General features: G+C 63.0%; 17 protein-coding genes and 1 pseudogene. 9 read left to right on the top strand and 9 right to left on the bottom strand.

Features of this window, described 5'->3' with window-relative positions; translation table 11 throughout:
* Nucleotides 1-191: 191 nt before the first annotated feature.
* From SO139_RS14200 to SO139_RS14190, 3 genes are all read right to left on the bottom strand, one after another.
* The gene (locus SO139_RS14200) at nt 192-695 is read right to left on the bottom strand and encodes a GFA family protein (RefSeq protein WP_449377510.1); all 504 of its coding nucleotides are present in this window, start codon (nt 693-695) and stop codon (nt 192-194) included.
* A gap of 174 nt (nt 696-869) precedes the next feature.
* Complete coding sequence (locus tag SO139_RS14195) at nt 870-1,997, bottom strand: alkene reductase (protein ID WP_498540172.1); 1,128 nt, start codon at nt 1,995-1,997, stop codon at nt 870-872.
* A gap of 119 nt (nt 1,998-2,116) precedes the next feature.
* On the bottom strand, nt 2,117-3,613 hold the full coding sequence (locus tag SO139_RS14190) for an aldehyde dehydrogenase family protein (RefSeq protein WP_449377512.1): 1,497 nt from the start codon (nt 3,611-3,613) through the stop codon (nt 2,117-2,119).
* Between the two features lie 198 nt (nt 3,614-3,811).
* Here SO139_RS14190 and SO139_RS14185 point away from each other — a divergent pair, with 198 nt between their 5' ends.
* Nucleotides 3,812-4,663, top strand: coding sequence for an SDR family NAD(P)-dependent oxidoreductase (locus tag SO139_RS14185; RefSeq protein WP_498540171.1), 852 nt, complete (start codon nt 3,812-3,814; stop codon nt 4,661-4,663).
* 163 nt (nt 4,664-4,826) lie between these two features.
* Here the strand turns inward: SO139_RS14185 and SO139_RS14180 are convergent, their stop codons facing one another.
* From SO139_RS14180 to SO139_RS14165, 4 genes are all read right to left on the bottom strand, one after another.
* On the bottom strand, nt 4,827-5,033 hold the full coding sequence (locus SO139_RS14180; protein ID WP_449377513.1) for a hypothetical protein: 207 nt from the start codon (nt 5,031-5,033) through the stop codon (nt 4,827-4,829).
* A gap of 71 nt (nt 5,034-5,104) precedes the next feature.
* Nucleotides 5,105-5,518: a Rieske (2Fe-2S) protein gene (locus tag SO139_RS14175; RefSeq protein ID WP_449377514.1), complete on the bottom strand. Its 414-nt coding sequence runs from the start codon at nt 5,516-5,518 to the stop codon at nt 5,105-5,107.
* Nucleotides 5,519-5,525: 7 nt separating this feature from the next.
* Entirely contained in the window at nt 5,526-6,638 is a 1,113-nt protein-coding gene (locus SO139_RS14170; protein WP_449377515.1) for an amidohydrolase family protein, read from the bottom strand.
* Between the two features lie 68 nt (nt 6,639-6,706).
* Nucleotides 6,707-7,768, bottom strand: a complete 1,062-nt coding sequence (locus tag SO139_RS14165) for an amidohydrolase family protein (RefSeq protein ID WP_449377516.1) — start codon at nt 7,766-7,768, stop codon at nt 6,707-6,709.
* Between the two features lie 261 nt (nt 7,769-8,029).
* On the opposite strand from SO139_RS14165, the gene hydA reads away from it, so the two are divergent.
* Together hydA and SO139_RS14155 are read left to right on the top strand one after the other, a co-directional pair.
* Complete coding sequence (hydA, locus tag SO139_RS14160; protein ID WP_474798429.1) at nt 8,030-9,484, top strand: dihydropyrimidinase; 1,455 nt, start codon at nt 8,030-8,032, stop codon at nt 9,482-9,484.
* 150 nt (nt 9,485-9,634) lie between these two features.
* A pseudogene (locus SO139_RS14155) lies at nt 9,635-10,165 on the top strand (sensor histidine kinase); the annotation flags it as partial.
* Between the two features lie 7 nt (nt 10,166-10,172).
* On the opposite strand, the gene SO139_RS14150 reads toward SO139_RS14155, so the two are convergent.
* Nucleotides 10,173-10,319 carry a hypothetical protein gene (locus tag SO139_RS14150; RefSeq protein WP_254098688.1) on the bottom strand — a complete coding sequence of 49 codons (147 nt, stop codon included), beginning with the start codon at nt 10,317-10,319 and terminating at the stop codon, nt 10,173-10,175.
* A 173-nt stretch (nt 10,320-10,492) separates the two neighbouring features.
* Here SO139_RS14150 and SO139_RS14145 point away from each other — a divergent pair, with 173 nt between their 5' ends.
* The 4 genes from SO139_RS14145 (at nt 10,493) to SO139_RS14130 (ending at nt 13,884) form a co-directional block, all read left to right on the top strand.
* A complete protein-coding gene (locus tag SO139_RS14145) occupies nt 10,493-10,903 on the top strand; it encodes a DUF3606 domain-containing protein (protein WP_474798427.1) in 411 nt (136 codons plus the stop codon).
* Between the two features lies 1 nt (nt 10,904).
* Complete coding sequence (locus SO139_RS14140; protein WP_449377519.1) at nt 10,905-11,393, top strand: hypothetical protein; 489 nt, start codon at nt 10,905-10,907, stop codon at nt 11,391-11,393.
* Nucleotides 11,394-11,585: 192 nt separating this feature from the next.
* A complete protein-coding gene (locus SO139_RS14135; protein WP_449377520.1) occupies nt 11,586-12,515 on the top strand; it encodes an alpha/beta hydrolase in 930 nt (309 codons plus the stop codon).
* Nucleotides 12,516-12,663: 148 nt separating this feature from the next.
* Nucleotides 12,664-13,884: an ABC transporter substrate-binding protein gene (locus SO139_RS14130; RefSeq protein ID WP_449377583.1), complete on the top strand. Its 1,221-nt coding sequence runs from the start codon at nt 12,664-12,666 to the stop codon at nt 13,882-13,884.
* Nucleotides 13,885-13,893: 9 nt separating this feature from the next.
* On the opposite strand, the gene SO139_RS14125 is transcribed toward SO139_RS14130, so the two are convergent.
* Nucleotides 13,894-15,456 carry an adenylate/guanylate cyclase domain-containing protein gene (locus SO139_RS14125; RefSeq protein ID WP_449377521.1) on the bottom strand — a complete coding sequence of 521 codons (1,563 nt, stop codon included), beginning with the start codon at nt 15,454-15,456 and terminating at the stop codon, nt 13,894-13,896.
* 190 nt (nt 15,457-15,646) lie between these two features.
* On the opposite strand from SO139_RS14125, the gene SO139_RS14120 reads away from it, so the two are divergent.
* Both SO139_RS14120 and SO139_RS14115 read left to right on the top strand, forming a co-directional pair.
* Nucleotides 15,647-16,738: an enolase C-terminal domain-like protein gene (locus tag SO139_RS14120; protein ID WP_449377522.1), complete on the top strand. Its 1,092-nt coding sequence runs from the start codon at nt 15,647-15,649 to the stop codon at nt 16,736-16,738.
* 296 nt (nt 16,739-17,034) lie between these two features.
* The gene (locus SO139_RS14115) at nt 17,035-19,569 is read left to right on the top strand and encodes an MASE1 domain-containing protein (protein WP_449377523.1); all 2,535 of its coding nucleotides are present in this window, start codon (nt 17,035-17,037) and stop codon (nt 19,567-19,569) included.
* Nucleotides 19,570-19,652: the final 83 nt, after the last annotated feature.

The raw sequence follows: 19,652 nt of genomic DNA, 5'->3' as shown, positions 1-19,652 counted from the left end.
TGCATGGAAGCGGCAAACTTTCGCTCGCGTGTCCCGGACGCGGCGCAGCATCATGAGCGCGTTTACGCGCATCTTCGACGCTATGGTGATGCGACGCTGAGCCGGGCCCCCTCGCGCACCGCTGTTGCATAGGCCCCGGCTCGGCAGTGCGGCACTTCGCGCCGCACTGCGTCCAGGGCACGAAAGCGGGGCTACATCTCCTCGCGCCCGAGTTCGAACGGGTCCTCGCCGCTAGCGCGCTTCTTCTTTTTCGAGCGCTGCCAGACCACGCCGGGAAAGCCCTTCAGCGGCACCAGCGGCTCGCCGGTATAGGCCCATTCCTGGAGCTCGTCGATCGCGATGTGATAGAGCGGCTGGCGGCCGGTGCGCTCGTTGAACAGTGCGCGGGGAATGTTGACCATGTGCGGGCCGCGCGGGCGCTCATAAGCGATCGGCGTGCCGCAATGCGAACAGAAGCTGCGCGCAGTCCTGGTCGCCTTGTCCTCATAGCGTGTGATCGCGGCTTTTCCGGAGGTGATGCGAAAGCGCTTCTTCCAGCTTCCGACGTAGGTCGCATAGGCCGCGCCATGGGCGCGGCGGCTGGCTGCGGAGTGATCGTGCCAGGCCCAGCGCGCAGGGATGTCGATCTCGAAGGTGACCTTGCCGCACAGGCATTGTCCGGTGGCGGTTCCTGCGGCGACTGCGGCTTTGGCCATGGTGCGTCCCTCATCGTCATTGCGAGGGCAGCGAAGCAATCCAGAAACGCATCCGCGGAAAGACTCTGGATTGCTTCGCTACGCTCGCAATGACGGAGATTGGGTTTTCCGTGGGAGCAATCAATGTAGACCCGTTACCCCGGAGGAGCGAAGCGCAATCCGGGCATGTCAGCGTCAAGCCGGCGTCAGCTCGTCATACACCGGATAATCCGTGTACCCCTTCTCCTCGCCGCCGTAGAACGTCGCGCGATTGTAGGGTGTGATCGGATAGTCGTGCTGGAGGCGGCGCGGCAGATCCGGGTTGGAGATGAAGATGCGACCGAACGCGACGATGTCGGCGTGGCCGTCGGCGATCGCGGCATTCGCCGTTTCGCCGGTGAAGCCTCCGGCAGCGATCAGGAGGCCGCTATAGAGCGGCCGCAACAGCACCATCGCCGATGGCACATTCTGCCAATTGACGTCGGCGCGGCCCGCGCCGCTGGAACGCGGCTCGATGACATGCAGGTAGGCAAGGCCGAGCTTGTCCAGCGCTTTCACGACAAGCGTGTAGAGCGGCATCGGGTCCGGCTCGCCGGAATCATTGGCGATGCCGTACGGCGAGAGCCGTACGCCGACGCGGTTCGCACCCCAGACGTCGATCGCGGCCTGCGTGACCTCGAGCAGCAGGCGCGCGCGATTTTCGATCGAGCCGCCATATTCATCGGTGCGCTGGTTGCTGCGCGACTGCAAAAACTGCTCGAGCAGATAGCCGTTGGCGCCATGGATCTCGACGCCGTCGAATCCGGCAGCGAGCGCGTTCTTCGCAGCCTGCCGGAATGCCTCAACGATGCCCTTGACCTCCTCGGTTTCGAGCGCGCGCGGCGTCTCATAGTCGGCGATCTTGCCGTCGGCGGTCATCGCCTTCATGCCCTCGGCCTTGATCGGAAGCGCAGATGGCGCAACAGGCAGCTCCCCGCCGTGGAAGGAGGAATGCGAGACGCGGCCAACGTGCCAGAGCTGGAGGAAGATGATGCCGCCCTTGGCGTGCACGGCGTCGACGACCTTGCGCCAGCCCGCGATCTGCGCATCTGAATAGATGCCCGGCGTGGCGGGGTTGCCGCGGCCGCGCGAGAGCACGGGCGAGGCTTCGGCGATGATAAGGCCGCCCGGCGTGGCGCGCTGGCCATAATATTCGGCATTGAGGTTGCGCGGCGCAAAGCTCTCGCGCTCGGCCCGCATGCGTGTCAACGGCGCCATCGCGACACGATGCGCAAGCTTGCATGGACCGACTTGCAACGGTTGAAACAACGCCGGGAATTTCATGCTGGCCCCGAATGGCTATGGAAGGATAGGGATCATATAGCGAGGGGCGGCCACCAGAAAAGGTGCCGCCCCTGCAAACGGAATTTTCCGTCCCACGAGATGTGGGACGGAAACGGGCATTACGCCGTCTTGATCCAGACGGCCTTCACGTTGAGATATTCCTCGACGTGCTGCTTGCCGGACTCCCGGCCATAGCCGCTCATCTTGTACCCACCGAACGGAACGGCCGGATCCATCGCCTGATAGCAATTCACCCACACCGAGCCGGCGCGCAGCGACTTTGCAACGTGATGCGCCTTGCTGACGTCACGCGTCCACAGACCCGAGCCGAGGCCGAACATCGTCGCATTGGCGCGCTTGACGAGCTCATCCATGTCCTTGAAGGCGATCGCAGAGATCACGGGGCCAAAGATCTCCTCCTGCGCGATGCGCATGTTGTCCTGGACACCTGCGAATACCGTCGGCGAGACGAAGTAGCCCTTGGCGAGCGCGCCTTCGGTGACGCGGCCGCCGCCGGCAAGCGCCTTGGCGCCTTCCTTCTGGCCGACATCGAGATAGCCGGTGACGCGCTCGAGCTGCTGCTCGGAGACCAGCGGGCCGATCTGGGTGTTGGGATCGAGACCGTTGCCGACCTGCAGCTTCTTGCCGAACTCGGCGACGCGGCCGACGAACTCGTCGTAGATCGCCTGCTCGACGAACAGCCGCGTGCCGGCGCTGCAGATCTGCCCGGAATTGGCGAACACCGCCATCGCCGCGCCCGGCACGGCCGCGTCGAGATCGGCGTCCGCAAACACGATGTCCGGCGACTTGCCGCCCAGCTCGAGCGAGACGCGCTTGAGGTTGCCGGCCGAGGCGCGGATGATCGATTGGCCCGTGATGTGCGAGCCGGTGAAGGCGACCTTGTCGACATCGTGGTGCGAGGCAAGCGCCGCGCCGGCGGTCTCGCCATAGCCCGGCACGACATTGATGACGCCGGGCGGCACGCCGGCTTCGAGCGCGAGCTCGGCGATGCGCAGCGAGGTCAGCGGCGCTTCCTCGGCTGGCTTCAGCACCACGGTGCAGCCGGTCGCAATCGCCGGCCCGATCTTCCAGATCGTCGCGGTGAATGGGCCGTTCCAGGGAATGATGGCGCCGACGACGCCGACCGGTTCCTTCAGCGTGTAGGAGAATATCGCGCCGGGCAGCGAGTTCTCGATGGTCTCGCCATGGATCGCGGTCGTCTGCCCCGCATAGTAGCGGAGCATGCCGAGCACGCGCAGCTTGTAGGAGCGGGTGCGGCTAACGGGCGCGCCCATGTCGAGCGTATCGAGCTGCGCCAATTCGTCGAAATTCTTCTCGATGAGGTCGGCGAGCTTGAGCAGCAGGTTCTGCCGCTCGAACGGCTTGACCTTGCCCCACTGTCCCTCGAAGGCTCGGCGCGCGGCCGCAACCGCACGGTCGATGTCTTCCTTGTCGCCCTCGGCGACGGTTGCGAGCAGCTCGCCGGTCGCGGGGTTGCGGGTCTCGAAGCGCTTGCCCGAGGCCGCATCGACCCATTTTCCGTCGATCAGCATCTGCTTGTACGACCCGTTGGCGAACGGATGGCGCGTGATCGGAATAGCCTGCGACACAGCCATGGCTGCACTCCCTCTGACTGACTTGATTGGGTTCGATCTGGGCGGGATCGTTAGATCGGCCAAAATACAGCGGTGCCGAATGGGCGTAAAGCCGGCGCGGAACGAAGACCTCCCATGCCGACTTGTGCATGGTCGCAGGATTGCCGTGCTATAGGTCGCTCGTCCTCTCATCTGCGCGCCGTGATCCGGAGTATTCCCATGCCGCACCCTGCCCTGTCAGCCAATAACGTTGCCGTGATAACGGGTGGTGCGTCCGGCATCGGTCTCGCCGCCGCGGAACAATTTGCAAGGCGCGGCATGAATGTCTGCATCGCCGACGTCGACTCGGTACGGCTGACGCAGGCCGAAACAAAGCTGTCATCGATCGCGCCCGGCGGCGCCGATCACGTGATGGCTGCCGTGGTTGATGTCAGCCGGCCGGAGAGCCTGACGGAACTGGAAGCCGCTGTGCAGAAACGCTTCGGCGGAACGGACGTGCTGATGAACAATGCCGGCATCCAGCCGGGCAGCACGATGTTCGGCGAGCCCGACACCTGGCAGCGCGTCGTCGACGTCAACATGTGGGGCATCATCAACAGTGCGCGCATCTTTGCGCCCAGCATGGCCGCACGCGGCAAGGCCGGCCTCATCATCAACACCGGATCGAAGCAAGGCATCACCACGCCGCCAGGCGATCCCGCCTACAACGTCTCGAAGGCCGGCGTGAAGGCGTTCACCGAGGCGCTCCAACACGAACTGCGAAACACCAGCGATTGCCGCATCACGGCACATCTCCTGATCCCCGGCTTCGCCTTCACCGGGCTCACCGCGCGCGGCCGCACCGAAAAACCGGCGGGCGCCTGGACGCCGGAGCAGACAGTCGATTTCATGATTGCTCGGCTCGAAGCCGGCGACTTCTACATTCTCTGCCCGGACAATGACGTGCCGCGCGAACTCGACGAGAAGCGCATGCTGTGGGCCGCCGGCGACATCGTCGAGAACCGCCCGGCGCTCTCGCGCTGGCATCCGGACTATGCGGAGGCGTTTGCAAAGTTCGTGAAAGGCAACTAGGCCTCGCCTCACCATAAGACCCTCATGGTGAGGAGCGCGAAACGCGTCTCCGGACGCATCGCCGGGCGAACCATGAGGCCCGACCGTGGCCAACATCCTTCGAGACGCCCGCTTCTCGCGAGCTCCTAGGATGAGGGGCCGAGCATTGATCGCGCGGGGTCGACTACAGCGTCTCTTGCTGCTGCCCGCATTGCTTGCAGGCGAACTTGACGCGGGTCTGGCCCTTGGGGGCCTGCACCCGGTTCGGTGCGCCGCACTTGCCGCAGAGCGTCTCGATGCGGGTCGTGCCCTGCTTGACGACGATGTTCTTCTTTTCCATCGTCTCGCGGATCAGGCGTTCGGCCTCCTCGCGCAAGGATTGTTTCGACAAAGCTCATCTCCGCCATGAATACGGGCGAGCCTTATCGCAGTTGCGTCGAAATCACAATCGGCAAAGCGGCCTCACACCTCGACGATCACATAGCTGTCTTCAATATGTACCGGAAAGGTCTCAGCGACATACGGGCCCTTCTGCAACTCCTCGCCGCGCTCCACCGCGACCGGATAAGACCGCACCTTTACCCGCGTCGGGTCGAACCAGGACTGGCCATTGCGCATGTCGAATTCCCAGCCGTGCCAGGGGCAGCGCAGGAGCTCGCCGACGCGTGAGCGCTGGTAGACGCCTGGCTCCGGGGAGGTGAGACGCGCGACGCAAGCCGCCTTGTCGAGCGGCGCGCCTTCATGAGGGCAGCGGTTCAACAGCGCGAAGAACTCGCCATTGACGTGGAACACGACGATGTCGCGGCCCGCGATATCGACGACCTTGTTGCCGCCGGGTGGGATCTCCGAGGTGCGGGCGACGATGTGACGGGCCATGCTGGTCTCAGAATTTGTAGACCGCGCGAGCGTTGGCGTTGAAGATCTTCCGCCGCTCGGCCTCGGAGAGCGGCGCCTTGAAGGCGAAGCGCGGATCGTCGAAGTCCCAGTGCGGATAGTCCGACGAGAACAGCAAGCGATCGATGCCGACCCATTCGATCAGCGATCGCAAATGCCGCGCCTCGTCGGGCTCGTCGATCGGCTGCGTCGTGAACCAGAAATGCTCGCGCACATATTCCGACGGCTTGCGCCTCAGATGCGGCACCTCGCGGCGGAAGCGCTCGAAGTGCTGGTCCATGCGCCACACCGCCGACGGGATCCAGCCAAAGCCGCCTTCGATGAAGACGATCTTCAGCTTGGGAAATCGTTCGGGCACGCCCTCGATGACGAGGCTTGCAAGCTGTGCCGCGACGGTGTGCGCATTCGACTGGTGCTCCTCGACGTAATAAGAGGGCCAGCCGCCACCCGTCGGCGCGTGCCCGCCATAGCCGCCGACATGGATGCCGAGCGGCAGGTCGAGCTCCTGTGCACGTTCGTAGATCGGCCAGTAGCGACGGCGCCCGAGCGGCTCGTTGGCACGCGGAGAGACGTTGATCTGGATGTATTCGCCGACCTTAGCGCAGCGATCGATTTCAGCGACCGCAAGGTCGGTGCCGTCCTGCCCGACCAGGATCGATGCCTTCAATCGGGGATCGCGATGCGACCAGAAGGCAAGCTGCCAGTCGTTGATGGCACGCTGGATCGCGGCGCCGAATTCGAGATTCTGCTGCGAGAAGATGAAGAGATCGAGCACCTGCAGGATCCCGAACTCGACGTCGAGCGGATCGAGATGCTGCTTGCGCATGAAGGCGAGATCGGAGCCCGGCGGCCCGCCGGTCGGCGGCCAGGCATCACGCCGCGCGATCAGGGGTGAGGAACGTGGATAGGGCGTCGTGAAGAGATAGGGCGTACGCAGATGACTGCCATATTCCCGGAGATGCTGCTGCCAGCGTTTCGGCAGAAACTCGTTGAGATCGTCAGCCGAGCGAAGGCTTGGATGAACGTCGCAATCGATGATCTTCAGCCGCGTCGCGGCGGACTTGTCTCCCTCCAGCTGCGGGCGGTCGATGACGTCGCTCATGCGATCCTCCGGATATTATTTTGCGCATGATCCTATCGGAAAACCGGCTCCCATTTTTCCGGATCATGCTAGTTCAGTTGCAACCGCCGAAATGTCTCCAGCGGATTGTCAACGCACATTTTCGCGATGATGCTCTTTGGCAGGTTCGGCGGGATCGGATCGTCGCCGTCAAACTGCCAATGCGGATAGTCCGACGCGAACAGGAACATCTTCTCGGAGCCGATCTGATCGATGATCTCCTCGACGCTTCTGGCATCCGCCGGCGCATCAAACGGCTGCATGGTGACGCGGACGTTGTCGCGAATGATCGCTGCCGGCTCGCGCTCGACCCAGGGCACCTCGACACGCACGCCACGCCAGGTCTTGTTGGCGCGCCACATGAAGGCGGGCAGCCAGCTCACGCCCGATTCCATCAGCACGACCTTGAGATCTGGGAATTTGCCGAACACGCCTTCATAGATCAGGCTGAGGAGCTGGGCCTGAAAGGCCTGCGCCTCGACGAAGTAATATTCGTAGCGATGCGACGGCCAACCGGCCGAACTCGGCGCGTAGCGATATTGCGTGCCGGCGTGGATCGCGAGCGGCAGGCTGTACTTCTCGGCAAGCCGATAGACTGGCCAGAAGTGGCGGCGGCCGAGCAGCGTCTCGCCCTGCGCCAGCACAAGGATGGACACAAAGCGGTTGTCGCCGGCACGCCGCTCGATCTCCTCCATGGCGAGATCCGGCGCCTGCATCGGCACGACGATGGACGCCCGCAGGCGCGGATCGCGCGACAGCCATTCGGCAGCGATCCAGTCATTGATCGCCTTGCAGAAGTCCGCAGCCATGTAGGGATCGTAGACGGCCTGCGCGCCATAGAGCACGTTGAGGATGGCGTGGCTGGCGCCGAGTTGATCGAACGTGCCCTTCTGCACCATCGCAAGGTCAGAGCCCGGCCTTGCGCCGCTCGAGGGGCGCCAGTCGGCGCGGCCGGAGAGCGGCATGCTCGGCGGATAGCTGGTGAGATCGAGCCCGTCGATCGCGCGGCTCACCACCTGCTCTTTCCAATGATCGCTGAGATAGGGGAGCAGCGTGGTGCGGGTGCCCCCGACCGCCGGGTGGACATCGCAATCGATGCGCGTCGCCGCCATGGAAAGCTTCCTCGGGCAATCTTTATTGGCGGCGTTGTTCACACCGCGTCCTCAGACTGCTCCGCCGAGGCAGGAATCGCAAGGCACGTGGCCGGAGCGTTAGACATGCCTCCGATGCGTGTTCGCACCTGCAACACGTCCCCGAGTACATCTGCACGCTCAACAACGCTCCAGCCAATGGCTAAAATTTCGCCTGTCGCATGGCGCCCCATGAGCTTAGCCTTCACGTAGCATCCGCCCCCTCCCTTCCCCGGAGTTCCCATGTCCCTCCTCATCCGCGGCGGCACTGTCGTCAATCATGATCATTCGCGACGTGCGGACGTGCTGATCGACGGAGACACCGTCGTCGCGGTTGGCGCATCGATCGATGCGCCGGCGGGCACCGAAATGATCGACGCCGGCGGCTGCTTCGTGATCCCGGGCGGCATCGATCCGCACACTCATCTCGAAATGCCATTCATGGGCACGGTCACGGCCGATGATTTCGAATCCGGCACCAAGGCGGCGCTGACCGGCGGCACCACCATGGTGGTGGATTTCTGCCTGCCCGATCCCGGTCAGTCGATGCTCGCGGCCTATCAGGAGTGGCGGCACAAATCCGAGAAGGCGGCAAGCGACTACGGCTTCCACATGGCGGTGACGTCATGGTCGAAGCAGATCTTCGACGAGATGGAGACCGTGGTCAAAACCTACGGCATCAACACCTTCAAGCATTTCATGGCCTACAAGGGCGCGCTGATGGTGAACGACGACGAGCTGTACAACTCGTTCGCGCGCTGCGCCCATCTCGGCGCCATGCCGGTGGTGCACGCCGAGAACGGCGACGTCGTGGCGCTGATGCAGGAGGCGTTGATTGCGCGCGGCATCACCGGCCCCGAAGGCCACGCCTATTCGCGGCCGCCGGAGGTGGAGGGCGAGGCCACCAACCGCGCCATCATGATCGCCGACATGACGGGAACGCCGGTCTATATCGTGCACACGAGTTGCCGCGAGGCGCACGAGGCGATCGCGCGGGCGCGCGCGGCGGGAAAGCGCGTCTATGGCGAGCCGCTGATCCAGCATCTGCTGCTGGATGCCGGCGAATATGCGAGCAAGGACTGGGACCATTCCGCGCAGCGCGTGATGTCGCCGCCGTTCCGCGACAAGTCGCACCAGGACAGCCTGTGGGCCGGCCTGCAATCCGGCTCGCTCCAAGTGGTCGCGACCGACCACTGCGCCTTCACGACCGAGCAGAAACGGTTCGGCCGCGACGACTTCCGCAAGATCCCCAACGGCACCGGCGGGCTCGAAGACCGCTTGGCCCTGCTGTGGACGGCAGGCGTCTCCACGGGGCGATTGACGAAGGAAGAGTTCGTCGCGGTGACCTCGGCCAACATCGCCCGCATCCTCAACATCTACCCACGCAAGGGCGCGGTCGCCGTCGGTTCGGATGCCGACCTCGTCGTGTGGGATCCCAAAGCGCACAAGACGATCACTGCCAAACGCCAGATGAGCCGCATCGACTACAACGTCTTCGAAGGGTTTTCCTGCACCGGTGGACCTGCGGTGACGGTCTCGCGTGGCCGGATCGTCTGGAAGGATGGCAACCTGCGTGCCGAAGCCGGCGACGGCCGCTATGTCGAACGTCCGGCGTTCTCGCCGGTGCATGTCGCCAATTCGACCTGGAAGGAGCTGACCGCACCGCGCGGCGTGGAGCGCGGGGCGGTGACGCCGTAGCGCTGCCTTAAGGTTCAGTCGTCAGGCGAGCACGCCCGAGGCGCACTTCACTTGCGCGGAGCGCGGCAACGTCGACCCCGCCCCGTCGCGATCCCTCCGGCGCGCAGTCAAAAACCCGATGAAACTGCGCGGGGGAGCGCCAGTCGGACGCTTCCACCGGCCGAGCAGAAGACGTTCGTCGCCAACATCCTGTCCGATGCCGAGCGGCTGGAAGCGATGGCGCAGCGGCTGCGTGAGCTGGCACGGGCCGAAAGCCTGCCGCAGAACGAGCGCACCGAGCTGGCGCCCGTCATCGACGACCTCAAAAGCCGTTTTCCGGCAGGCACTATCTCCGCCACGGGCAGCCTCGACCGGCCAAGCGGCATGTCCAGCGAGAAGGCGCTGATCGTGCAGTCGCACCTCGCCGACAATGCGATGCGGCATCGCGCCAGACACATCAGGCTGGAAGCGGTCGACGAGCGCACGGCGGTTCGGCTGACCGTGAGCAACGACGGTGAGCCGATCTCAGCGCCGAACCGCGACAGAATCTTTGATGCGTTTTTGACCACCCGGCGGGAGTCGGGCGGTACCGGAATGGGGCTTGCGATTGCGCGCGCGGTAATGGCGAGCCATGGCGGCTCGATCGAGCTGAAGCCGACCGACGAAGGCGCGGCCTTCGAGCTGCAGTTTCCGGCGACCTAAGATGACCTCAGATCGCGAACACCCAGGCGGCGACGATGGTGCCGAGCGTGACCAAGCCTGCGATGGTCCAGCCCGCGGCATATTCCAGCTCGGGATGGCCGGTCGCCCGCATGATCTCGTTCGGATCGGCGGTGTGCTTCCAATGCTCTGCCATGACAGCCTCGCACGTTTCTGTGCTTGTCTTATTAAGTCGCGCGAGGGGCAATTTGGTTCCATCACGGAAATGCGAGGGATCGTACGCGCCCGCGCGGCGCGTAGCAGGACTGCTTTCCTACCGCCGGTGGCATGCTAGACTGCGCGAGCGCATTTCCGCGGCAGGAGGGACGCATGGCCGACAGCAAGTCCAAACGGGGCGGGGCCGATCGTGCCCTGATCGCGCTCGGCGAACGCTACGAGGTCGCCTACTGGTCGAAAAAGTTCAAGATCACGCCGGCCAAGCTGAAATACGCCGTCAAGAAGGTCGGCCACTCCGCCAAGAAGGTCGAGGCCTACATCAAGGTCCAGAAGCACCGCGCTGGCGACAGGATGCGGATCGCGCTCAACGAGCCCTACGAGGTCCGCTACTGGTCGAAGAAATTCAAGATCTCCCCGGCCAGGCTGAAGGCCGCCGTGGCCGCCGCCGGCCATTCTTCGACGAAGGTCGAGGCCTATCTCGTTGGCCAGAAAGCCACGAAGAAGAAGGCGGTCAAGAAAAGAAGAGCCGCGAAGAAGGCGTCCAAGCGCAGGAAGGCGGCCTGAGATGAAGCTCGGGAAGCTGATCCTTGCGGCGTCGCTCGCGTTGGGCGGCGGGTCAGCCGTGCGGGCTGCCGACACCAACTCGACGATCTCCGGCTCGACGGCGCTGGCGCTCGCCGGCGTCATCGCGCCGCTGTCGCCGATCCTGGCATCGGCCGAGAAAAAGGCGATCGCGATGCTGTTCGCCGCCAACAGCGACGTTCCCTACAAGAAACCGATCGTCGTGACCGCCGACCGCATCGTCTGCCGCACCGGCAATGTCGACATCACCGTGCGCAGCTGCGAGGTGACATTTGATAAAAAGGTCAAGACCGTGAACGGCTCCACGGCCAACGAGATCTATGCCACCGAGGCGCTCGCCGGCGTGGCGGCGGACGGCGCGGCGGGATCGAACTTCGAGAGTCTGTCGAAGCTGAGCTGCACGATCGATCCAAACGCCATCCGCCAGAAGGACGGCAGCGGCGCGAGCTGCAAGTTCCAGCCGGGGAATTAGGGCATGATCCGGAAAAGTGTTCCCTCGCCACAAACGCGGAACGCGTTTGCGCGGAGATCATGCTCAAACAACAACCTAAAACGCGTGCTTTGGGGGCGCCGTCAAATCGCCCCAACGGCAACCAATAAGGCTAATTGACGGGCCAAGCCGGAACGCGAGCCGGCGCTTGAGCACTCAGCACGGCACATAACAATGAAAAACTATCTCGCATTTTTCCTCTTGCTGACGATCACGACCGCCTCCGCGCACGGGCCATTTCCAGTCCGGCCGCAACCTCCGTCCGATTTGGCGCGCACAGGCCTCACCGACACTGACACGGCTGCCGGAGGCACGGCCCGGCTGTGCGATCAGGTCTCGTTCTCGCGGCGCCTGCGGTATGGCGATAGCGAGCAGAACGTCCTTGACGTCGCGACCAGCGAGACCAAGGCGGCAACGCCGCAGCCGATCCTGCTGTTCGTGGCCGGCGACAGCTTCACTGGCGATAGCGCCGCACCCGACACGGCGCGCGAGCTCCAGGACGAGGCAATATGCTTTGCCGCGCGCAACGGCATGGTCGGCGTGCGCGTGAACTACCGCCTTGCACCGGCGGCCCCTTGGCCTTCCGGCGCACGCGACGTCGCGGCCGCCCTGTCCTGGATCCACCAGAACGTCGATCTCTTCAACGGCGATTCCCGCGAGATTGTCGCGGTCGGCTATGCCGCCGGCGCCTTCCACGTCGCGAGCCTGCTCGCGCATCAGGAGTTGCAGGGCACCGACACCGATGTCGCCGGCGTCGTGCTGATCTCAGGCATTTATCGCCCGGGCAACGACGCGAGCGACAGCGAGATGGCCTATTTCGGCTCTGACGCCGCCCAATATGACGAGCGCTCCGCCTTTCCGGGCATCCTGAAAGTCGAGGAACCGATCGTGCTGGCCTGGGCCGCGGCCGATCCTGCAGGCCTGGTGACGCAGGGCGAAGCACTGAAGCAGGCGCTTTGCGGCGCCGGCCATTGCCCGCGCACGACCGTCCTGCACACCCGCGACGGCATCGCCTCCGTGTTCGGGCTCGATGGCTCCGCCGACAGCCTCGCCGAGCCGACGCTGCTGCTCGTCCGCCAGCTCGAGGCGCGCGGCTTGCCATAGCCGGCCGGTTTTCGACGTGTCAGCACGGCTGCCGCTTGGATCGACAGCGTTCGGGACACAGGAATGACAAACCCTTGACCTAGATCAAGCGCTCCTGATGCCGATTGCGCCGACCTCCACGAAGGGGTCCAAGATCAAGGTGTCGAACATGCGTGTGACCGGCAAGATGCTGTTCGCGTTGGTGGTCGCTGTCGCCTCGCTGGGCGCCATGTCGCAGCAGCGAGAGGACTCGGCGACCGTCTCCGAGATTCGCATCGGCAACGTCATGCCCTATTCGGGCCCGCTTTCGGAATTCGGGGCGATCGGCAAGGCGGAGGCCGCCTATTTCGACATGGTCAACGAGCGCGGCGGAATCAACGGCCGCAAGGTCCGCTTCATCACGCGCGACGACAATTCCGATCCCGCGACTACCATGGAGCTGACGCGCGGACTGGTCGAGAAGGACGACGTGCTGTTGATGTTCGGCTCGTTCGGTACCCCCGGCAATCTCGCCACGCGCTGGTATCTCAATGAGCGGAAGATCCCCCAGCTCTTCGTCGCGTCCGGCGACGAGGAGCTGAGCCGGCCCCGGGCGTTTCCCTGGACGATGGGCTGGCAGCCCTCCTTCAAGGCGGAGGGGCGCATCTATGCCAACTACATCCAGGCCTATTATCCCCGACGCAAGATCGTTGTGCTCTGGCAGAATGACCAGTTCGGGCGCGACCTGTTCAAGGGTATTGAGGAAGGACTGGGTGACCTCAACCGCTTCGTGGTCGTCGATATCGCCTTCGACATCGCCGACGAGCATCTCGACACGCATGTCTCGGTCCTGAAACAGTCCGGCGCGGAGGTGTTCGTCTTCGCCGGCGTGCCAAGCACCGCCGCCCGCGTCATCAAGCTGGCGGCCGGCTTCAACTGGCATCCGGTCATCATCCTGAACGATGCCGCCGCCTCGATCGCCAATGCGCTGACGCCGGCAGGAACGGAGAATTCGGCTGGCGTGATCTCGGCGGCCTTCCTCAAGGACCCGAGCGATCCGGCCTGGATCGACGATCCCGGCATGAAGGACTGGCTCGCCTTCATGGACAAGTACAACCATCCCGAAAGCCGCAACAACAGCGCCGCGCTGTACGGTTATGCGGCGGCGGAAGCCTTGGCGCAGGTGCTGAAGCAATGCGGCGACGACCTCTCCCGCGACAACGTCATGCGGCAGGCAGCATCGCTTCGGGATTTTCAGCCTTCGGTCGCGTTGCCCGGCATCAAGATGAACACCTCACCGGACAACTACCTGCCGATCAAGCAGATGCGGCTCGAACAGTTCGACGGCCGCTCCTGGCAGTCGTTCGGCGACGTGATCGAGACCGCGTTCACGGAAGGGCTGAAGCGCTGATCGCGCATCTCACGCCGGTTTGAGCGAGGCCAGCGCGTTTTCCAGGAGTGAGCGCACCCGCGCCGCATCGCTCGATTTCAGGACCGAGGGGTCGAGATAGAGCTCCAGGCCCGGAACCCGCTCGGTGATGACGCCGCCTTTTGCGGCGCCCCCATCGCTGAGCGCATCGACCGAATAGGGAATGACCTCGCGGCTGATGCCCTTCATGGTGATGGCCGGCAGCGCGTGCGCCGTGACGACGTCGCTGACCAGCGCGAAGGTCTCGTAGCTGAGCACGATGCCGCCGGGCTCGGCGATCGATTGCAGGCGCGCGGCGAGGTTCGCCTCGGCGCCGATGATCGTGTAGTCCATGCGATCGCTGCTGCCGAAATTGCCGACATTGCAATAGCCGGAATTGATGCCCATGCGCGACTTGAACGGCTGCTCGATGCCGGAGGCGCGCCATTTGGCATTGAGCTCGGCCAGCCGCTGCTGCATGCGCCAGGCCATCCGCAGGCAAGCCTGCGCATCGGCGCGGTCGCCCTTGGTCTCGGGATCGCCGAAGAAAATCAGCATGGCGTCCCCGATGAACTTGTCGATGGTTCCGCCATATTCATGCGCGATCGCCGACATCTCGGTGAAATATTCGTTGAGGAGCTGGGTCAGAAGCTCCGGCTGGAGCCGCTCGGCGGTCGCGGTGAAATTCTGGATGTCGGAGAAGAAGATGGTGAGCTTCTTGCGCTCGGTGTGGATGGTGACGTCCTTCTGCCCGCTGAAGATGCTCTTGTAGACTTGCGGCGGGATGTAGCGCGAGATCTTCATCGAGAGCGAGGCGAGGAAGTCGTTGGCGGATTCGAGCTCCTTGTTCATCGACTTGATGCGGTTGGCCTGGCGGCGCTGCATGGAGAGGAAGGAGAGCCCGCTGCCGGCCGCGATGAAGAGGTATGCGAGCAGGAATTTGAACGAGAAGATGTTGGCCGCGATCGGCTGTGCGATGATCACCTCCTGGATGCCTCTGACGTCGCCGACCTTCCAATCCTTTTTCGGGCTTTCGGGATGGCTGTTGTGGCAGCTCACGCAGGCCGGACCCATCGTCACGGGAGCCACCAGCCGGACCTTGTCGTTGAAGAGTGAAGTTTCCGTCTCGACGATTTTCTTCTCGGGGTCCGTGCGCAAGGCTTCCAGCGCATCCCTCTCGAACTTGTCGAGCTGGTGCGGCGCCCGGTTCTGGAACGGAAAGTCCGAGACGAAGCGGTAAGTGATGTTCTCCTGCTGGGCGCCGATCACGCGCCCGAGCTCAAGCGACAACGTCGCCGGGATCGGGATCGCACCCGGCACGGCTTCGTAATTGTGCACGACTTTGGTGGTGCCGTTGGGATTGGCCAGGATCCGCCCGACCACATTGGTGGCGTAGTAGCTGCGCACGCTCGTGATCACCGAATTGAGGTCGGCGGCCTGCCGGCGCAGCGCGGCCTTGCTGAGCTCGGTCAGGTCGAGCCACACCGCAAGCGGCAGGGCGAGCAAGAGGAAGGCGATCACCACGCCGGTCAAAATGCCGTTCTTGCGCTGCTCTTCGGAGATCGCCTGTTTCACTCTGTGGCTCCGTTGTGTGCGTTCTTGTCGCGATATCGGCGTCCGCGACGCAACATGCGGCGGCACAGAGCCCGTAAACGCAGGCCAGCGCAACCCCATTTTGTGGTGGTCGCGGCAGGCACCTTTTCGTTTCATGACGAATGCTTAAGATCGGCATCAGCCTGCATTGATTGATCCGGAGCCAGTGCCCATGACCGAAACCATCCGTATCAAGCGCTTTGTCGCGCGCCCCGTGATCGTGCCAATGAACCTGCCGCTTCAGACCTCGACCGGCGCGGTCGCGAAAGCGCCGCTCGTGCTGATCGACTGCGAGACCGACCAGGGCGTACGGGGCCACGCCTATCTGTTCTCGATCACGCCGGCCGCCTTGGGGCCATTGACCGCGATGGTCCGCGAGATGGCCGAGATGATCACCGGCGACGAGCTCTTGCCGTTCGAGATCGAGCGCAAGCTGACCCAGCGTTTCACGCTGCTTGGGCTCGCCGGCCTGCAATGCCTGGCGCAATCCGGCATCGACATGGCGGCTTGGGACGCGCTCGCCCGCACACATGGCCTGCCGCTCGCGCGCCAGCTCGGCGGCGCACCGAAGCCGGTCCGCGCCTACAACTCGAAGGGGCTCGGCATCATGCCCGCCGGTGCCGCCGTGGACGAGGCGCAAAAACTGCTCGCCGAAGGCTTTCATGCCGCAAAGATCCGCGTCGGCCGTCCTGATGCGCGGGAAGACCTCAACGTCGTGCGCGCGGTACGCAAGGCGGTTGGCGACCAGGTGACGCTGATGTGCGACTTCAACCAGGCACTCACCGTGGCGGAAGCCATTCGCCGCGGCGAAATGCTCGACGACGAGGGCCTGCTCTGGATCGAGGAGCCGATCCGGCATGACGACTATGCCGGCTGCGCGCGCGTCGCGGACGCGCTCCGCACCCCGATCCAGATCGGCGAGAATTTCGACGGTGCCTTTTCGATGCAATCCGCGCTTTCCGCGGAGGCCTGCGACTTCGTGATGCCTGACGTGCAGCGCATCGGCGGCGTCACCGGCTGGTTGCGCGCCGCCTCGCTTGCGCATGCCGCCGGCATCGAGACGTCGACGCACCTGTTCTCGGAGGTAAGCGCGCATCTGCTCTGCGTCACGCCGACGGCGCACTGGCTGGAATATGTCGACTGGGCCGACGCCGTGCTGGCGACGCGGCTGACCATCAAGGACGGCTTTGCCTTGCCGAGCGAGGACCCCGGCAACGGCATCGCGTGGGACGAAGCGGCCGTGAAGAAATACGTTTTGGTTTGATTGTCCGCTTAGTCTGCCTCTCCGCTATTAGGTCAATGGTGCTGCCCCAGGGACCCGAGTTCCGAAAGTTGCCAAGCGATCCTCTACTCACCATCGTGCGGCCATGCTTTGGTCAAAACTGCATTGAGTGCTTGGCAGGTCGCCGAAGCCGAGGAACTGCGACCGCCCTGTTTCGGGTGACATTGGACCGCGGGCCAGGTCCCGTCACCGCACTTTGAGGCGCCCACCGCAAAAGGCTTGTGATGGAAAGGGCAACGTTCGGCAGAGCCGGTAGCACTCGGAGTGCTGCATCTTATTTGGTCGAGCTATTACTGGTCGCCGCGATTTATCTTGGCCTTGCCGAGTCCGCGCTGCTACTACCCACGATAAACCCCACCGCCACACCGTTGTGGCCACCGACCGGGTTTGCGCTCGCACTGGTCCTGCTGCGCGGCTACCGGATTTGGCCGGCGATTTTGGTGGGGTCCGTTTCTCCTTATCTCATGACCGGCCGCTCGCTCTTGGAGTCTGGCTCCGTCGGGATCGGCCCTCTCCTCGCTGCGTTTGTCGGGACATGGCTGATTCGCCGCTGGTCGAATGGTCGCCAGACGTTCAGCTCCTCTTCCGGTATCGCAAGATTTACAATCATTTCCTTTGTGCCGACCACGGTGATGAGTTCAGCCATCGTCGTGGCAGGTTTCATTCTCGCCAACACATTGAATCCTTCCGATTCCGTCGTCACCTGGTTAACCTGGTGGCTTGCAGACGCGGTGGGGACCTTAGTAATTGCGCCGGTCGTCGTGCTTTGGGCGATGGAGCGCCTGCGTAGTTCTTCGAAGTGGAATCTGTTGGAATCGATCGCGGTATCTGCTCTCGTGAGCATCATCGGGATCATTGCTTACAGCCCGCTCGTCGGTAGCGACCTCATCAGCAGCGCCCTCAATGTGCCGCTGCCGTATCGGAGCTTTCTAGGCTTTCTGGTTTTGCTGCCCCTGATGTGGGCTGGTTTGCGCGGCAATCGATGCGGCGTGGCGACCGCTGCGCTCATTTTCCTCGGCATGGCCGTGTGGGGCTTCTCGGCGGGTAACGATCCGTTTCCGAAGACGGATCCGGAGGGATCGCTATTAGCGCTATTCGTGCTTTCGATCAGCGTATCAGTGCCGCCCCTTGCTTTGGCCGCAGCAATAGCGAAACGCCAAGACACTGAAGCCCATTTGCTTTCCCTTCAGCATCAACTGAGCCGTCAGATTGAGCGGAAAAGTTTGGCACTCGACAGCGTTAGACGCCACTTCCAAATTCTTATCGAAGGCGTTGTCGACTACGCCATTTTTGCCCTTGATAGAGAGGGGCACGTCACAAGTTGGAACAGCACCGCACAAAAGATCATCGGCTACGCCCCGGAAGAAATTATCGGCAAGCATTTTGGGATATTTTACCGACCGGATGAACGCCGCGCCGGCGCGCCAGCCCGCGCATTGGAGTCGGCTTTCCAAGAAGGCAAGCACGACGTTGAGGGTTGGCGGATCAGGAAAAACGGCACGCCGTTCTTCATTACCGGCTCGGTGTCAGCAAGTGTTGACGACGCAGGAAATCTGATCGGATTTATCAACATACTCCGGGATGCAACCGAGCGACGCGACGCGGAGGAAAAACTGTTTCAGGCGCGCGAACAGCTCGCGATGTCGCAGAAAATGGAGGCAATCGGCAAACTGACCGGCGGGATTGCACACGACTTCAACAATCTATTGATGATCATTGGAGGCAGTGCTCAGATCTTTGCTCGCCTGCTTGATCCGAAATTACCAAAAGCAATCGAAGCGATACAGAGCGCAGCCAAGCGCGGAGAGAGTCTCACGCGCCAATTGTTGACTTTCTCTCGTCATCAGCATCTTAGCCCGACGGTCGTTGATCTAAATGCTTCCATAAAGAACATGCGCACGATGATTGAGAGCTCATTGCGCGGGAACATTGTGTACAAGGAAAGCATTGGCGAGGGCGTTTCGCCGGTTAAGGTGGACCTCGCCGAATTGGAACTTGCGATTGTGAACATCGCCGTTAACGCTCGCGACGCAATGCCAAACGGCGGCACGTTCACATTGTCCTTGAACAGCGTGACCGTGGATCAGGAGATTGGCGACAGTCGACCGGGAGAGACCTTCTACGCGATAGCCTTTAGCGATACGGGTACTGGTATTCCGCCCAATCTTCTGTCCAAGATGTTTGATCCATTTTTCACAACCAAGGAGGTCGGCAAAGGAACCGGACTCGGCTTGTCCCAAGTTTATGGTTTTGCACACCAAGCCGGCGGCACGGTGGCGGCAGACAGCAAGGTCGGACGAGGAACGACGATTACAGTCTATTTGCCGTCGCGTGCAGACGAGCAAATCGCCGACAAGGAGCTCTCCGCTGCCAAAGCAAGATCACGTCATTCGCAGCGTCCGACTGTTCTCGTCGTCGACGACAGCGCTGATGTGGCGGATGTGACATCCTCACTGTTCGAGCATCTGGGCTATGAGACCATCTACCGAGATTCGGCCGAAACGGCATTAGAACTGCTCGAAGCCGGCACAAAGATCGATCTCGTCTTCAGCGATATCGTCATGCCGGGCACCATCGATGGCGTCGGACTCGCGAGAGAAATTCGGTCGCGTTATCCGAACTTACCTGTAGCCCTTACGACCGGATACAGCGACGCGGCAAAAGCAGTTCCCCCAAATCTAAGAATACTGCGTAAGCCGTTCGATACCGAGGCACTAAGAGAGTTTATCCAGGAGATTGCGTCGCCGAGATTAATGAAATCATCCGGCCTGTCTTTGGCGTCAAACACCGCTGACGCCTTGCGCAGAAGTTGACCCGCCGCGCCATTGAAGGCATTGCTCGGTAGTGCCTGCGCGGTGATTGAATGGCCTTCTGCGTTTACATGCGAATCCGATTC

Source organism: Bradyrhizobium sp. UFLA05-89 (assembly GCF_059803475.1).
Note: the sequence above shows the minus strand (reverse complement) of the source record. Positions and strands in the feature narration are given on the sequence as shown.

Excerpts from the sequence above, each read along its gene's own strand:
- SO139_RS14200 (WP_449377510.1), bottom strand. The coding sequence starts at position 695 with ATGGCCAAAGCCGCAGTCGCCGCAGGAACCGCCACCGGACAATGCCTG.
- SO139_RS14195 (WP_498540172.1), bottom strand. The coding sequence starts at position 1,997 with ATGAAATTCCCGGCGTTGTTTCAACCGTTGCAAGTCGGTCCATGCAAG.
- SO139_RS14190 (WP_449377512.1), bottom strand. The coding sequence starts at position 3,613 with ATGGCTGTGTCGCAGGCTATTCCGATCACGCGCCATCCGTTCGCCAAC.
- SO139_RS14185 (WP_498540171.1), top strand. The coding sequence starts at position 3,812 with ATGCCGCACCCTGCCCTGTCAGCCAATAACGTTGCCGTGATAACGGGT.
- SO139_RS14175 (WP_449377514.1), bottom strand. The coding sequence starts at position 5,518 with ATGGCCCGTCACATCGTCGCCCGCACCTCGGAGATCCCACCCGGCGGC.
- SO139_RS14170 (WP_449377515.1), bottom strand. The coding sequence starts at position 6,638 with ATGAGCGACGTCATCGACCGCCCGCAGCTGGAGGGAGACAAGTCCGCC.
- SO139_RS14165 (WP_449377516.1), bottom strand. The coding sequence starts at position 7,768 with ATGGCGGCGACGCGCATCGATTGCGATGTCCACCCGGCGGTCGGGGGC.
- hydA (WP_474798429.1), top strand. The coding sequence starts at position 8,030 with ATGTCCCTCCTCATCCGCGGCGGCACTGTCGTCAATCATGATCATTCG.
- SO139_RS14150 (WP_254098688.1), bottom strand. The coding sequence starts at position 10,319 with ATGGCAGAGCATTGGAAGCACACCGCCGATCCGAACGAGATCATGCGG.
- SO139_RS14145 (WP_474798427.1), top strand. The coding sequence starts at position 10,493 with ATGGCCGACAGCAAGTCCAAACGGGGCGGGGCCGATCGTGCCCTGATC.
- SO139_RS14140 (WP_449377519.1), top strand. The coding sequence starts at position 10,905 with ATGAAGCTCGGGAAGCTGATCCTTGCGGCGTCGCTCGCGTTGGGCGGC.
- SO139_RS14135 (WP_449377520.1), top strand. The coding sequence starts at position 11,586 with ATGAAAAACTATCTCGCATTTTTCCTCTTGCTGACGATCACGACCGCC.
- SO139_RS14130 (WP_449377583.1), top strand. The coding sequence starts at position 12,664 with ATGCGTGTGACCGGCAAGATGCTGTTCGCGTTGGTGGTCGCTGTCGCC.
- SO139_RS14120 (WP_449377522.1), top strand. The coding sequence starts at position 15,647 with ATGACCGAAACCATCCGTATCAAGCGCTTTGTCGCGCGCCCCGTGATC.